General features: G+C 69.6%; 11 protein-coding genes and 1 tRNA gene. 10 read left to right on the top strand and 2 right to left on the bottom strand.

The features are described from left to right. Nucleotides 1-32: 32 nt before the first annotated feature. The 3 genes from BKH20_RS03240 to BKH20_RS03230 are packed head-to-tail and all read left to right on the top strand — an operon-like array spanning nt 33 to nt 4,836. Nucleotides 33-1,154 (top strand): ATP-binding protein, encoded by a 1,122-nt coding sequence (locus tag BKH20_RS03240; protein WP_256693008.1) that lies wholly within the window; start codon nt 33-35, stop codon nt 1,152-1,154. After that, nucleotides 1,151-3,577, top strand: coding sequence for a DUF5682 family protein (locus BKH20_RS03235; protein WP_075389921.1), 2,427 nt, complete (start codon nt 1,151-1,153; stop codon nt 3,575-3,577). The genes BKH20_RS03240 and BKH20_RS03235 overlap by 4 nt, the downstream gene beginning before the upstream one ends. Then, the gene (locus tag BKH20_RS03230) at nt 3,574-4,836 is read left to right on the top strand and encodes a VWA domain-containing protein (RefSeq protein WP_081381573.1); all 1,263 of its coding nucleotides are present in this window, start codon (nt 3,574-3,576) and stop codon (nt 4,834-4,836) included. Before BKH20_RS03235 ends, BKH20_RS03230 begins: the two co-directional genes overlap by 4 nt. Before the next feature lie 190 nt (nt 4,837-5,026). On the opposite strand, the gene BKH20_RS03225 is transcribed toward BKH20_RS03230, so the two are convergent. Then, the gene (locus BKH20_RS03225; RefSeq protein ID WP_075389920.1) at nt 5,027-5,575 is read right to left on the bottom strand and encodes an O-acetyl-ADP-ribose deacetylase; all 549 of its coding nucleotides are present in this window, start codon (nt 5,573-5,575) and stop codon (nt 5,027-5,029) included. Nucleotides 5,576-5,845: 270 nt separating this feature from the next. Here BKH20_RS03225 and BKH20_RS03220 point away from each other — a divergent pair. Then, nucleotides 5,846-5,919 (top strand) — tRNA-Pro (locus tag BKH20_RS03220). 591 nt (nt 5,920-6,510) lie between these two features. Next, on the top strand, nt 6,511-6,972 hold the full coding sequence (locus BKH20_RS03215) for a hypothetical protein (RefSeq protein WP_075389919.1): 462 nt from the start codon (nt 6,511-6,513) through the stop codon (nt 6,970-6,972). Between the two features lie 187 nt (nt 6,973-7,159). Here BKH20_RS03215 and BKH20_RS03210 read toward each other — a convergent pair whose 3' ends face one another. Beyond that, complete coding sequence (locus BKH20_RS03210; protein WP_075389918.1) at nt 7,160-7,693, bottom strand: hypothetical protein; 534 nt, start codon at nt 7,691-7,693, stop codon at nt 7,160-7,162. A 478-nt stretch (nt 7,694-8,171) separates the two neighbouring features. Between BKH20_RS03210 and BKH20_RS03205 the strand changes: the two genes are divergently transcribed. From BKH20_RS03205 to feoB, 5 genes are all read left to right on the top strand, one after another. Continuing rightward, nucleotides 8,172-9,794, top strand: a complete 1,623-nt coding sequence (locus tag BKH20_RS03205; RefSeq protein ID WP_075389917.1) for a diacylglycerol kinase family protein — start codon at nt 8,172-8,174, stop codon at nt 9,792-9,794. Nucleotides 9,795-9,989: 195 nt separating this feature from the next. Beyond that, complete coding sequence (locus BKH20_RS03200) at nt 9,990-11,300, top strand: Mur ligase family protein (protein ID WP_075373631.1); 1,311 nt, start codon at nt 9,990-9,992, stop codon at nt 11,298-11,300. After that, nucleotides 11,297-12,052 (top strand): type 1 glutamine amidotransferase, encoded by a 756-nt coding sequence (locus tag BKH20_RS03195; protein ID WP_075373632.1) that lies wholly within the window; start codon nt 11,297-11,299, stop codon nt 12,050-12,052. The genes BKH20_RS03200 and BKH20_RS03195 overlap by 4 nt, the downstream gene beginning before the upstream one ends. Before the next feature lie 768 nt (nt 12,053-12,820). After that, nucleotides 12,821-13,216 (top strand): FeoA family protein, encoded by a 396-nt coding sequence (locus BKH20_RS03190; protein ID WP_070659312.1) that lies wholly within the window; start codon nt 12,821-12,823, stop codon nt 13,214-13,216. Continuing rightward, nucleotides 13,213-14,844, top strand: a 1,632-nt coding sequence (gene feoB / locus BKH20_RS03185) for a ferrous iron transporter B (RefSeq protein WP_075389916.1), incomplete at its 3' end; no start/stop codon positions are given. The genes BKH20_RS03190 and feoB, both read left to right, overlap by 4 nt.

Here is a 14,844-nt window from a genome sequence, read left to right as displayed (position 1 = left end):
ACCACCCGCCCATCAGCCACCGAGGAGCTCCCGTGACCAGCACCCAGACCATGGATCAGACCAGCACTGACAACGCGCCCCTGCTGCGCCCGCACGCCGAGCAGCGCTACGCCGAGGAGCTCGCCGCCCTGGCACGTCTTGACGAGCGCACCCGGCCGGCGAGCTGGCGGCTCTCCCCCTGGGCGGTGGTCACCTACCTCATGGGCGGCACGTTGGAGGACGGCACCGTCATCACCCCGAAGTACGTCGGCAATCGGCGTCTCATCGAGGTAGCCGTGGCGACCCTGGCCACGGACCGGGCCCTGCTCCTTCTGGGGGTGCCGGGAACGGCGAAGTCCTGGGTGAGCGAGCACCTGGCCGCGGCGATCTGCGGCACCTCCACGCTCCTGGTTCAGGGCACGGCGGGCACCTCGGAGGAGGCGGTGCGCTACGGCTGGAACTACGCCCGGCTCCTGGCCGAGGGCCCCTCACAGGCGGCACTCGTCCCCTCCCCCATCATGACGGCCATGGGAACGGGCCGGATCGCCCGGGTCGAGGAGCTCACCCGTATGCCCTCCGACGTTCAGGACGCCCTCATCACGGTGCTCAGCGAGAAGACCCTCCCGGTGCCGGAGCTGGGCACCGAGGTGCAGGCGCACAGGGGCTTCAACCTCATCGCCACCGCCAATGACCGCGACCGCGGCGTCAACGACCTCTCGGCAGCGCTGCGCCGCCGCTTCAACACGGTGGTGCTGCCGCTGCCGGCCTCGGCGGAGGAGGAGGTGAGCATCGTTGCTCGCCGCGTGGAGGACCTCGGTTCTGCACTCCAGCTGCCTGCCGCGGAGGGCGCCCTGGAGGAGATCCGTCGGGTGGTCACCGTCTTCCGCGAGCTGCGCCAAGGTGTGACGGAGGACGGACGCACGAGCCTGAAGTCGCCGTCGGGCACCCTGTCCACGGCGGAGGCGATCTCGGTGATCACCAACGGTCTGGCCATGAGCGCCCACTTCGGCGACGGCGTCCTGCGGCCCTCGGACGTGGCCGCCGGGATCCTCGGGGCGGTGGTGAGCGACCCGGTGGCCGATCAGGTGGTGTGGTCGGAGTACCTGGAGGCTGTGGTGCGCGAGCGCCGCGACTGGTCCGACTTCTACCGCGCCTGCCATGAGGTCGGGCAGTGACTGTCGGCGCAGGGCTCAATTCCGGGGCCGACGTCGGAGCCGAGTCCGCAGGCGTCACTGCAACCGGGGCCGAGGACCCGCGCCCACCTGTGCGGGTCCTGGGGATCCGTCACCACGGTCCGGGCTCGGCACGGGCCCTGGCCACGGTGTTGGAGGACTACCGGCCCGACTGCGTTCTCATCGAGGGGCCGGCAGACGCCGATGGTCTCATCGAGTGGGCGGGCCGAGGGCTGGAGCCGCCGGTGGCACTGCTCGCCTGGGACAACACCGATCCTTCGCAGGCCTCCTTCTGGCCGATGGCCGTCTTCTCCCCCGAGTGGCAGGCGCTGTCCTGGGCGGTGACGCACGGGGCGCAGGCCCATTTCATGGATCTGCCGGCTGCCGCCGTCCTGGCAGCTCGGAAAGCCGAACGGGAGCGGGCCCGGTCGGAGGCCGACGCCGAGGCCGGAGCCGAGGACGAGGTGGAGACCGAGGAGCCTCTTGACGATACGAGTGGCTCGGAAGACCCAAGCGACTCGGGCGGCTCGGAGGGGACGGACAGCCCAGCGGATAGCGGATCGGAGGGCGTGGACGTCGCGGCCCGGGACGCGGCCCAGCCGGTACGGACCGACCCGATCGCGGAGCTGGCGCGCCTGGCCGGCTACGAGGACCCGGAGGCCTGGTGGGAGGACGTCGTCGAGCTGCGTATGGAGGGAGACCCCTTCGACGCACTGACCGAGGCGATCGGGCTCCTGCGGGAGGCCTCCCCGGAGACCGACGAGGCCACGCTGCGCCGCGAGGCGCATATGCGCAAGGTTCTCCGGGCGGCCAGAAGGGCGGGCCACGAGCGGATCGCCGTCGTGTGCGGGGCGTGGCACGCCCCGGCGCTGGCCGGCAGGCCGCCGAAGGTCGCGCAGGACAACGCCCGGCTCAAGGGCATGGCGAAGGTGAGGACGTCGCTGACCTGGGTGCCGTGGACGCACCCGCGCCTGGCCGGGGGCAGCGGTTACAGCGCCGGGGTGGAGTCGCCGGGCTGGTACCACCTGCTCTTCACCGCACCGGACCGGCCGGTCGTGCGCTGGCTGACACAGGTGGCCGCGTCGCTGCGCCGTCAGGACCTGCCGGTCTCCTCTGCCCACATCATTGAGGCGGCGCGGCTGGCCCAGAGTCTTGCCGCGCTGCGCGGGCGCCCCATGGCCGGTCTCGACGAGCTGAGCGAAGCGGTCCTGTCGGTCATGTGCGATGGCAGCACGGTGCGGGCAGCCGCCGCGACCCGTGAGGTCCTCATCGGCGAGGCGCTCGGCAGCGTGCCCGACGGCGTCCCCATGGTCCCCCTGGACGCCGATCTGCGCTCGACCGCCAAGAGCCTGCGCATGGCCTTCGCGGCGGTTCCCAAGACACTCTCCCTGGACCTGCGCAAGCCGCGGGACCTGGCCAAGTCCCAGCTGCTGCGACGCCTGGAGATTCTGGGGATCACCTGGGGCAGACGGCAGCGGGTGGCCTCGAGCGGCACCTTCAAGGAGGTCTGGGAGCTCGAGTGGGACCCGGAGATGTCCGTGCAGGTGGTGGAGGCCGCGGCCTTCGGCACCACAGTGGCCTCCGCCGCCGGGAACGCCCTGCTGGGCGCCACCGACTCCCTGCCGCAGGTGACCAGGTCGGTGGAGAAGGCGCTGACGGCCGGTCTGTCCGAGGTCGTGCCCACGCTGCTGGGAATCCTCGACGAGCAGGCGGCCCGCGAGATGGATATCGTCCGGCTGCTGGGCTCGGTGCCGGCCCTGGCCCGCTCCCAGCGCTACGGGGACGTGCGCGGCACGGACGCCTCCAGTCTGGAGGCGGTGACCCGAGCCGTCCTGGTGCGCGGGTGCGCGGGGATGCCTGCGGCGGCCGCGAACGTGGATGCCCAGGTGGCCCGCACGCTGCGTACGACGATCGACGAGGTCCAGGACGTCATCGGCCTCCTGGACGAGCAGGCCGCGACGCTGTGGAACGGTGCGCTGCGCTCCGCGCTGGCCACCCGGAGCCTGCCGGGTCTGCTGGCCGGACGTATCACCCGGATGCTCCTGGACGCCGGGGAGCTGGACCGCGACGACGCCGCCTCGAGGCTGTCCCGGGCGCTGTCACAGGGCACGCAGGCCGAGGAACAGGCCGAGTGGATCGAGGGCTTCCTCGCGGGGGACATCCTCCTGCTCAGCTATGACAACACCCTGCTCGAGGTGCTCAACGAGTGGCTGGCGCGCATCGGGGACCAAGCCTTCGTCGACGTCCTGCCCGCGCTGCGACGAGCCTTCGGCCAGTGGCCGAGCCCTCAGAAGACGGACCTGGCCCGGCAGATCCGGGACCTCGGGTCCCCCACCCCGGACGGGAACGGCCCGGTAGAAGAGGCCTTCGACGACGTCGAGGCGGTTCTGGACACCGTGAGCATGATCCTGGGAGGTACCCGATGACCGCGTGCGAGCGCACCGACGACGAGAACCAGCCGGAGCAGCACGCCGGCCAGGCAGTCCCAGCGGACCCGGCCAGCCAGGCCGACCGGGCTGACCGGGCCGACGTCGAGCCCACCACGATTGAGCAGCGCTGGCGCCTGGCCCTGGGCGTGGACGCGCGTGGCTACTCCACCTCGCTGTCGGAGGGCCACAGGGCGATGGACGCGGCACTGGCGGACCTGTACGACGTCGACCCGCAGGACAAGGAGCGCGGGGGCCTGGGCGGCTCCGCGCCCCATGTGGCTCGCTGGCTGGGGGACATTCGCAAGTACTTCCCCTCACGAGTCGTGCGGGTCATGCAGACCGATGCCATTGACCGCCTGGGGCTCACGACTCTCCTGCTGGAGCCCGAGGTGCTCCAGGGCGTGGAGCCCGACGTGCACCTGGCGGCGACGTTGGCCACCCTGTCGGAGATGATTCCTCAGGAGGCCAAGGCGACGGCGCGCACGGTCGTCGACAAGGTCGTCAAGGAGGTGGAGGAGCGGATCGCCGACCGGCTTCAGCAGTCGGTGCGCGGTGCGCTGGACCGCTCCAGGAGGACCTCGCGGCCCCAGCCGGCCGACATCGACTGGAACCGGACCATTGCCGCGAACCTCAAGAACTACGTGCCGGAGCTGGGCACGGTCATCCCGGAGAGGCTCGTGGGGCACGGCAGACGCCATCGGGGCATTCAGAAGGAGTTCACCATCTGCATGGACCAGTCCGGGTCCATGTCCTCCTCGGTCATCTACGCCTCCATCATGGCGGCGGTCATGGCCTCGATCCGTTCACTGCGTACCACGCTGGTTGCCTATGACACCGCTGTCACGGACCTGACGCCGCTGCTGTCAGACCCTGTCGACGTCATCTTCGGGACCCAGCTCGGCGGCGGCACGAACACCTCCCCGGCCATCGAGTACTGCCGGCAGACGATCACGCGGCCGGCGGACTCGGTGTTCATCCTCATCAGCGACCTGTACGACTCCGACCCGAAGCAGATGCTGGGACGGGTAGGGGAACTGCTGGGAAGCGGGGTGCAGGTCATTGTACTACTCGCCCTGAGTGATGACGGCGTCCCCAGCTACAACCACGACATCGCCAAGCGGCTGGCCGCGATGGGGGTGCCGGCCTTCGGGTGCACGCCGGACGCCTTCCCGGGTCTGCTGGCGGCCGCGATCCACGGTGAGGACCTGGGCCGGTGGGCTGATGAGCAGGCGGCTGCGCAGGCCGAGGGCGCCTGAACCGGCCGGCAGCGTCCCAGTACGGGCGGGGCGTCCCACGCGTACGGGAGCGTTTTCTTCCGGCCGGGGACATTCCACGCGGGCGAGTTCCTTCGCCTCCGGGCGGGGACAGGGCGCGCGGTCGGGGACGGGATTCCAGTCCCCCGACGCGCAAGATGTCCCCGGCCGCATTGGATGCGGCCCGGCCGCCTCAGGCCTCGGTGCGCGCGAACTCGCGGGCGAAGGCCTCGTGGTTGACTTGCGAGGACAGGACGAAGCGGATGAGCCCCAGGCGGCCGACGGCGCCGGGATCGGTGCGGGAGCGCTGCTCGACGGCGCGGGCCGCAGCCACGGCGATCTCGGCGACCCGGGTGATCGGCCAGCCGTAGACGCCTGCGGAGACGGCGGGCAGGGCGATGCCGGTGCAGCCGAGCTGGATGGCGAGCTCCATGGAGCTGTCGAAGCAGGCGCGCAGCAGGGCGGGGTCGTCCTCGCCGGCGTGGAGGTTGGGGCCCACGGTGTGGATGACCCAGGCGGCAGGCAGGTCGAAGCCGGGGGTGGCCACGGCTCGGCCGACCGGCAGGCCGTCAGGCAGCTCGGTGTCGCGCACCTTCTGGCAGGCGTCAAGCAGGCGGGGGCCGGCGGCGCGATGGATGGCTCCGTCGACTCCCCCTCCGCCCAGGAGGGTGCTGTTGGCGGCGTTGACGATGGCGTCGACCTTCTCGGTGGTGATGTCGCCGACGACGGCCTCGATGCGCATGGGAACTCCTTGTCTGCGGCGGGTGCCCTCCGTCTTGTCGGCCCTTGCGCCTCTCGGGCGGGATGGGGCCCGAGGATGACGGTGCCTGGGCCGGTCAGGGCGCTTCGGGGTGCGGGCCAGCAGGCGGACCGGCCATGGAGCAGCCTGGCACGGTGGGCGTCTCGGGCCAACCAGGTTCCGACAGGGAGCGAACATTGACGTGACAGAGGACTCAGCCGATCCGATTTCCTCCCCGCGGTGGGTGGAGGCTATGCTGTCGCCTGCTGCACACGGGGTGTGGCGCAGTTTGGTAGCGCGCTTCGTTCGGGACGAAGAGGTCGTGGGTTCAAATCCCGCCACCCCGACGACGAGGACGTCCGCGAGCTTGCTCGTGAGACGTCCGAGGAGGAAGGGGTAAGAGGCCGCCAGGCCGAATACCCCGACCAAGGAAGAAGCCCATGAGCTTGCTCATGAGGTCTTCGAAGAGGAGGGAGTAAGAGGCCGCCAGGCCGAATACCCCGACGATGAGAAGGCCCGCGATGTCGCGGGCGGGTTATCGGCGTGAACGTGGTGCTTTAGGCGGCGTGTCCTGGGGTTAGTGGGCGTGTCCGGGCTCCCCCTTGGGTGAGCGCCTCGCGTTCGTAGGGTAGGTCACGCGTTCGTACACTGAACCCCCGAACGCGAGGCATAAGGTACGAACGCGACGCCGGCCTACGCGCCCAGCTTCGCCGCCAAGGCACCACGGAGTCGATCCCGCCCTCCGCCCAGCGTCCACTCCACGAGGGCGGGGCACCACTGCACGAGCGTCGGGTGTACTCCATGGGGGTCGGGGGCTCGTACAGTACGCACAGCCCCCGGCCAGTAGATCCCCACCCTCGTGCAGTAGGAGCCCTGGATGAGGCTGCCGCCCGAACGCCTTAGTCTGAGGTGGAGACACCACCGGGAAGGAGACCCGCATGCCGGATCCCGGCACCGAGCTTGAAGAGCTGCGCCGCAGGGTCGAGGAGCAGTCCCAACGAATCGATGAGCTCCAGGACGCCCTCCACACACTGACGATCGCAGTCCAGTACCGAAAGGAGGAGCCGTACCTGGCCTTCTTGGCGGAGCACGGCGTTGCTGGCCGACGGCGGGTTGCGCTGAATGGGGTCATCAATGGGGTGCTGTCCCGGGCGCGGGGTGATGCTCCCTCCCCGGGCCAAGGCGCCCGCGCTGAGCTGCTGGAGGACTTTCCCGCGCTGGCCGAGGCCTACCTGCCCGAACCGATCGACCGTGACGAGGCTGTCCGCATCGTCGGCGAGGTCCTGGGAAGTGAGCGCCTCGGCGCGCAGGCGCTCGAGGCCCACCGCGCCCGCGGCCTGGGGCGCGAAGACCATCAGGCACTCACCGGCCGACCAAACGCCCACCACCACAACACGTAGGCCACGTTGCTCCAGACACCCGAGGTACTCGACGTCGACGCACTCACCCGCACCATCCCTTCGAAGAACGTCACCCGCTGAGTAAAGCCGGCACGTGAGACGACCGTCCGCGGGCTGCGGATCATCCATTCCGAGCGCTCACACAACGTCACGCCGAGGCGTGCAGCTCAGTCTCAGTCGCAGACCGCTACTTCTCCTGCTTCTTAGCCTTGATCGTAAAGGGCTTCTTGTCGGAGCCGGTTCCCGTGAGAGTCAAGGTCTGGGTCTTCTTGTCCCACGACAGCGGGACATCCATCTCGTCAGCACTCTCATACCGCCACTTGAAGGACTCCGGAACCTCGTCGGTATTCACCTTTTCCGGAATACCCAGGCCAACACCCTCGGAGCCCTCATTGAAGAACCACTCGGCATCTCCGGTCTCTTTGAGCGTCAAGGTCGTGCCCGACAAGCTCCAGGTTCCCTCCGTCTGACGATCCTGATCTCCGTTCTTGGGGGCGAACGTCCATTTTCCGTCCGCCACCGTCACCGTGACCTCAGGGGCCTTCTCCAGGCCGTCCATGGTGACCTCCCAGGTCCCGGCGGCGAACTTCTTGAAGGCCAACGTGGATCCGGAGCAGCCGGTCAGAGGGACAATAGCCGCACCGACGGCCGCGATCGACAGGTACTTGAGCGTCTCACGACGGCCAAGGGCGTGGGTGAGGAAGCGAATCTGCTGTCGCATCACATGCATCCTTCGAGGTAAGTCGGGGAAATGGGCACCACGAGGCACCCTGAACTGGCCAGCACAATGTACCCAGTTCCCCCTCCCCCGCAGGCGATTAAGGCCGACGACGCCATTCACGCACACTCGCACGTCACCGAATTCGTCAGACAACACGGGAAGCTGACGGAAACAGTTTCACTCCGCTCACATCGCGCCACCTCTGCTCGCCGAAATCAAGAATCCCTGACGCATCCACCACCCCCTTTCGCGACCCCTCGCCCCTCCTTCTCCTTTCGTCAACGCGCCCCCACCGCAGCCCCCGGGCCGCGACCGCCCCACGTACCCCGCACGGCCGGCCGCCCTACGACGCCGTCGGAACCGGTCGCCCCCTCACCCACCCCGCCCCTCGCCACCCACAGCCGGGACATATACCGCCCACAGCCGCAGCGGCTAGGCTGACTCCCGAAAACTCACCCCGGGGAAAGGACGAGCGAGCGTGACCCAGCCTCCACGCGACTCCGCCGCCTCTACCTCCGCCTCCCCCCGGGCCCCACGACGCCTGAAGTACGTCGAGGCCGTCCTGTGCATCGGCTTCACCCTGGCCTTCCTCGTGTGGACCTACCTGAGTGCCCCGGGGCCGCTCGCCCCCTACGCCACGCAGCACTCCCCCGCCATTGACGCCTTCCTGCCGACCCCCGACGCCCAGCTTCGCTCGGCCGCCGGGCAGCTCGCCGAGGCCTTGGCGACCTTCACCCACCCCATCCTCATCCTCGGGCTCATCGGGGCCGGGGTCGCCTACGCCTACACGGCCCGTATGCGCCGCCTGAGCGTCTCGCTGGCCATCGCCGCCGCCGGCATCCCCACCCAGTACCTCATCGCCCTGCACCTGGCCCACCCCAACCCGGGCCGCGCCTTCTCCGACTCCATCGCCGCCTTCGAGTACTCCTACCCCAACGCGCACATCACGGCGATGACCCTGGCCTCCTGGGTCCTGGTGACCCTCGCGCGCGCCCACCACCGCAGCGCCATGGTCGCCGCCGGCACCGTCCTGGGCTACGCGGCCGTCGCCGTGACCGCCGTCAGCCAGTGGTACATGGGCCTGGCCGCGCTCAGTGACCTCATTGGCGGCTTCCTCCTGGGCGCCGCCTTCGCGAACCTGGCCCTGTGGGTCGGCGGCATCGACGCGATCCTCACCAGCTGGGTCAACCGCCGCCTGTCACGCACCAGCAGCGAGAAGCGCGCCGCCGTCATCTACAACCCCACCAAGTTCGACGACCTCTCGCTCCTGCGCCGTCGGGTCGCCGCCGAGGTGCGCACCGCCGGCTGGCTGCCCACCGTCTGGCTGGAGACCACCCCCGACGACCCCGGCCGCTCCATGGCCCGCCGCGCCCTGGAGGCCAGCGTCGACCTGGTTATGGTGGCCGGCGGTGACGGCACCGTGCGAGCCGTCTCCTCCGAGCTGGCCGGCACCGAGATGCCCATGGCCCTCATCCCCTCCGGAACCGGCAACCTCCTGGCCCGCAACCTCTCCATCCCCTTGGACACCGACGCCGCCATCCGCCTGGCACTGCACGGCCGCCTCAAGCCCATCGACATGGTCACCTGCGTCTTTGACGACGGTCAGGAGCGCTTCGTCGTCATGGCCGGCATGGGCCTGGACGCCCAGATCATGGAGTCCACCGACTCGGGCCTGAAGAAGGTCATCCGCTCGGGCGCCTACGCGGTGGCCGCCGTCCAGAACGCGGTCCCCGACCCCTTCACCGCCACCGTCACGCTCGACGACGCGCCCCCGGTGCGCCGCCAGATGGTCATGGCGCTCATGGGCAACGTCGGCACCATCACCGCCGGCATGACCCTCTTCCCGCGAGCCACCCCCTCCGACGGCCTGGTCGACCTGCTCCTGGCCAGCCCCGGCAAGGTCGTGGACTGGGCCCGCCTGGGAGCGCAGATCCTCACCGGCCAGGAGATGGAGGGCTTCACCCTCACCCGGGCCCGGAAGGTCCTCATCGAGGCCGACCGTCCCGTCCCCTTCGAGCTCGACGGCGACACGGCCGGCTCCACCCGCACCCTGCGCGCCGAGGTCGAGGACGGCGCCCTGCACGTCGTCGTCCCCCGGTGAGCCGCCGCCCCGCGAGCGCCTCCGTCCCTCGCGGCCCGCGCCGGCCACGTGAGCATCGTGACGCATCCGTGACCGGCCCCGCTGCCCTAGACTGACGCCCAGTTGGTGCCCATATGGACAACAACAGCCGCCCACATGGGCACCCGCGCCCCGATCGCATCGTCGGTGCGCCCCTCTTCAGCCAGCAGGAGTTCCATGCGTTCTCGTCTTACGGTTGCCCTCGGCCGCACAGCGCGCCTGGCCGCCCGCGTGCGCGGCGGCGGCAGCGGCGGCACCGCCTTCCCCGGCCTGGTCATGGAGCGCACCGACCCCGGTTTCCTGGAGCGCACCCTCGGCCGTCTGCCCCGCGGCGTCATCGTCGTCTCGGGCACCAACGGCAAGACCACGACCACCAAGATGGTCGTCCAGCTCCTGCGCGAGCAGGGCCTGAAGGTCTTCACCAACCGGACCGGCTCGAACTTCGTGCGCGGCGTGCTCGCCTCCCTGCTCACCGAGGTCGACGCCGCCGGCAACCTGGACGCCGACATCGCCGTCCTCGAGCTCGACGAGGCCCACGCCGTGCACTTCGTGGCCCGGGTCCGCCCGCGCGCCTGCCTCCTGCTCAACGTCATGCGCGACCAGCTCGACCGCTTCGGCGAGATCGACTACACCGCCTCCCTGCTGCACTCGATCGCCAAGGCCACCAGCGACGTCGTCGTCCTCAACGGCGACGACCCGCGCCTGGCCGCCCCCGCCTTCCTGGAGGGCGTCAGTGCCCGTGTCGTCTCCTTCGGCGCCGGCGAGGACCTGCGCTCCCTGTTCCTGTCCGACGACGACCTGCGCACCGGCGTGGTCAGCCCCCGTCAGGCCGGCCAGGCCCCCAGCCCGCGCGTCACTCTGGAGGCCATCGACGGCCAGCGCGCCACCGTGCGCGTGGACGGGACCTCCCACGAGGTCGACTTCGCCATCCCGGGCGTCCACAACCTGCTCAACGCCTGCGCCGCCCTCGGGGTGGTCCTGGAGGTGCTGGGCGAGGACGCCGACCTGCCCGGGCTGCTGACCACCTTGGGCAATGTGCGGGCCGCCTTCGGCCGCGGCGAGGTGCTGACCCTGGATGGCCGCCCCGTCCAGCTCTCCTTGGTCAAGAACCCGGCCGGCTTCCGCATGGGGCTGCTCTCGGCGGCCTCCCAGGCGCAGGACGGCGAGGTCGTGGTCGTGGCCATCAACGACGAGTACGCCGACGGCCGGGACATGTCCTGGCTGTGGGACGTGGACTTCTCGGCCCTGCGCGCCGGCGGGGTCGCCGTCGTCACCGGGGTGCGGGCCTGGGACATGGCCCTGCGGCTGCGCTACGACGAGGTCGAGGTCGCTGACGTCGAGCCCGACCTGCGCCGGGCCGTGGCCCTCATGCGCCGGGTGGCCGCCGACACCGACCGCCCCATGCGAATCTTCACCACCTACACCGCGATGCTGGCCCTGCGCTCGATCCTGGGCGAGATGACGGACGTTGAGGAGGTCATGTCATGACCGCGCGCTACGAGCACACCACCGACGGCCCCGCCCGCGGACACCTGCGCCTGCTCCAGCTCTACCCGCGGGACATGAACATCTACGGCGACTGGGGCAACACGCTCGTGCTGGCGCGACGCGCCCAGTGGCAGGGCTACGACGTCGAGCTCCTCTCCTACGACCCGGGCGATGAGCTGCCCGGCGACGTCGACATCCTCGTGGGCGGCGGCGGCCAGGACTCCGGTCAAGAGCGCATCAAGGAGGACCTGGTCAAGGTCGGCCCCACCCTCAAGGCGTGGGCGGCCGACGGCGTCCCGATGCTCGCGATCTGCGGCCTCTACCAGCTCTTCGGGCACGGCTTCACCACCGCCAAGGGCCAGGAGATCCCCGGTATCAGCCTCATGGACGCCCACACGGTGGCCGGCGACACCCGCCTCATCGGCAACATCGTCCTGGACACCGAGGACTTCGGCGCGGTGGTCGGTTACGAGAACCACTCCGGCCTGACCACCCTGGGGTCGGGCGCGCGCCCCTTCGGCACCGTGCGCATGGGCGACGGCAACAACGGCAAGGACTCCACCGAGGGCGGGCGCGTCCACCACGTCATCGGCACCTACCTGCACGGCTCCCTGCTGCCCAAGAACCCGGCCGTGGCCGACTGGCTGCTGGCTCGTGCCGCCGAGCACGCCGGCGCCGCCTGGGAGCCCGAGCCGCTCGACGACACCTGGGCCGAGCGCGCCCGCGCCGTGGCCATGTCCCGGCCCCGCTGACCTCTCGGCAGCGCCAAGGCGTGACGACGAATCTGCCGGAGGGCAGCAGGGCCTCTCCTCTACAGGCCGTCGTCACACCTCTGTTATTTTCACAAGAGATATCGGACCTAATGCGAGAAAAGTGAGGAGAGGTTCACGTCACTCCTATTCGATATCGAGCATTTTCTAAGGTTTCTCCCATGGAGTTGGGAGGAAAGTGGCGGACATCCCACCCCTCCGAAACACAGAAGCCTCACCTCAGGCACGTTCGCCATACGATCACTCACTGCTGGACACTGATTTATTCAGGCCGTCATCCCAACGCGACACCAGCACATCAGACATTGCAGAACGCCCGCCATGACAGCCCAGAATTCTACTGGTTTCGATCAGCCGCTCCCGCCTCACCAGGCACCTCAAGTCCCCTCATGACTCTCGGGGACGCGGAACACAGGGGAAGAGCTCTCGGCTTCATGTGAAATACCCCCGTACGACCATCTCGATATTTTATCGATCAGCCGCCTCCTGCTTCCGAAAGAATGACGCCATGCAGAAGCAGGAGCTGGTCGCACCACATTTTATACGGTCCGGCTCCATGATCGGACCTCGCCTGAGGCAGCCACGGCCCCCGCTCCCAGGATCCTATAAGAAATCGTTCCCCCCTCCCACCGCGCCTCCGGCCGGAAGGCTCGCACTGAGGCAGAACGCCATCTGGTCTGCTGTGAGACAGAGAAGCATTCCCTTAGACTCCTATCGACGAAGCCACCTTCATGTCGACCCGAGGACACCATGGATTTCGCTGTTCCACGACACCGTGCCCCCGACGGCACCACGTACCTTCCCGAACCGGGTGCCGCCACCTTCGCACTGTCGGACCTGAGCCCCGGCACCAGCGGACGCATCACCGGCCTGCTCGACGACGGCGTCGGCGGGGTCCTCGTCAAGCGCCTGCGCAACCTGGGATTCATCCCCGGACGGATCGCCACGCCGCTGCGCCGCGCCCCGATGGGGGACCCGGTGGTCTACCGCGTCTCCGACTACGAGCTGTGCCTGCGGCGTAAGGAGGCCCGACTCATCCAGGTCACCACCGTGGAGGCCGAGAACCGCATCATCCTCCAACCCAGGCCGGCCGGACGGCACGCGGCCGACGACCCCGCAGCACCGAACACGGGAGAGACTCTGTGAGCACCCACGACACCACGCGGCACGCCACCGGGCAGTCGCAGCACCGCGAGCAGCCCTATGACGGCGCCGACTGCCACTGCGGCTCAGGAAGCTCCAAGACCCTGGTGGCCGACGCCCCGCGCGTCGCCCTGGCCGGGGCCCCCAACGCCGGCAAGACCTCCATCTACAACGCCCTGACCGGCCTGCACGCCAAGACCGGCAACTACCCCGGCGTCACCGTCCAGCGGTCGATGGGAACCTGCAAGGTCGGCGGTAAGACCCTGACCATCGAGGACCTGCCGGGCGCCTACTCCCTGGACCCGATCAGCCCCGACGAGCAGATCGTCCACGACGTCCTCACCGGGACCTCGACCACGGTCAGCGCCCCGGACGCCCTGGTCATCGTCGTCGACGCCACGACGCTGCAGCGCGGCATGAACTTCATCGCCGAGGCCCTGTCCCTGGGGCTACCGACCTGCCTGGCAGTCACCATGACCGACGAGCTCAGCCGCCGCTCAGGTCGACTCAACGTCGCGGCCCTCGGGCAGGCCCTGGGGATCCCCGCCGTGCGAGTCATCGGGCACCGCGGCGTCGGCATGCCCGACCTGCGCGCCCAGCTCGCCCAGGTCGAGAACTGGCAGCGCACCCCGCTGCCGCCGCCCACCACCCCCGACGAGATCACCTCCTGGGCCGACTCGGTGCTGGCCGCCGCGGACTACCAGGCCCCCGAGAGCGACCAGATCACCTCCGCGGTCGACAAGGTCCTGCTGCGCCCCGTCCCCGGCACCATCGTGTTCTTCACGATCATGTTCTTCTTCTTCCAGGCGATCTTCACCTGGGCGGCCCCCTTCCAGGACGCCATCGAAGGAGGCTTCGGGGACCTGGGGCAGCTGGTGCACGACTGGCTCGACCAGTCCCACCCGCTCATCGCCGGGCTCCTGGGCGACGGCCTCATCGGGGGCGTGGGCGCGGTACTCACCTTCATCCCCCAGATCATCATCATGTTCCTCATCATCGCCGTCCTGGAGGGCGTGGGGTACATGTCGCGCGCCGCCTTCCTCATGGACAAGGTCATGAGTATCGCCGGGCTGGAGGGGCGCGCCTTCGTGGCGCTGCTGTCCTCACTGGCCTGCGCGATCCCCGGGATCATGGCCACCCGCACGCTGCCCAGCACCAAGGACCGGGTGGCCACGATGCTGGCCGCCCCACTCATGACCTGCTCGGCCCGCCTGCCCGTCTACGTCATCATGATCTCCTTGACGGTCGACAGCAAAGCCAAGGTCGGCCCCTTCGGGACGCGCGGCCTGGTCATGTTCGCCCTCTACCTGCTGGGCGCGGTCTCCGCGATGGCGGCCGCCTGGGTGGTCAAGCAGCTCACCGACCGCGGCAGCATCCTGCTGCCCTTCTACATGGAGATGCCGCCCTACCGCATGCCCCGCCTGCGCACCGTCCTCATCATGGTGTGGGACGCCTGCAAGGGCTTCCTGAAGAAGGCCGGCACGATCATCACCCTGACCACCGTCATCCTGTGGGTGCTGCTCAACGTCCCCATGCGCTCGGACGCCCAGTTCGAGGACTTCTGCGCCTCCGACAAGGAGTGCGCCGCCATCTCGGCGGCCGTGGACAAGCCGGAGTCGTCGACCGTCAAG

Source organism: Actinomyces oris (assembly GCF_001937445.1).
Classification (GTDB): Bacteria; Actinomycetota; Actinomycetes; order Actinomycetales; family Actinomycetaceae; genus Actinomyces; species Actinomyces acetigenes.
The sequence above is the reverse complement of the archived record's forward strand: the minus strand, read 5'-3'. Positions and strand labels throughout refer to the sequence as shown.

Excerpts from the sequence above, each read along its gene's own strand:
- BKH20_RS03190 (WP_070659312.1), top strand. The coding sequence starts at position 12,821 with ATGGATTTCGCTGTTCCACGACACCGTGCCCCCGACGGCACCACGTAC.
- BKH20_RS03210 (WP_075389918.1), bottom strand. The coding sequence starts at position 7,693 with ATGCGACAGCAGATTCGCTTCCTCACCCACGCCCTTGGCCGTCGTGAG.
- BKH20_RS03215 (WP_075389919.1), top strand. The coding sequence starts at position 6,511 with ATGCCGGATCCCGGCACCGAGCTTGAAGAGCTGCGCCGCAGGGTCGAG.
- BKH20_RS03200 (WP_075373631.1), top strand. The coding sequence starts at position 9,990 with ATGCGTTCTCGTCTTACGGTTGCCCTCGGCCGCACAGCGCGCCTGGCC.
- BKH20_RS03230 (WP_081381573.1), top strand. The coding sequence starts at position 3,574 with ATGACCGCGTGCGAGCGCACCGACGACGAGAACCAGCCGGAGCAGCAC.
- BKH20_RS03195 (WP_075373632.1), top strand. The coding sequence starts at position 11,297 with ATGACCGCGCGCTACGAGCACACCACCGACGGCCCCGCCCGCGGACAC.
- BKH20_RS03225 (WP_075389920.1), bottom strand. The coding sequence starts at position 5,575 with ATGCGCATCGAGGCCGTCGTCGGCGACATCACCACCGAGAAGGTCGAC.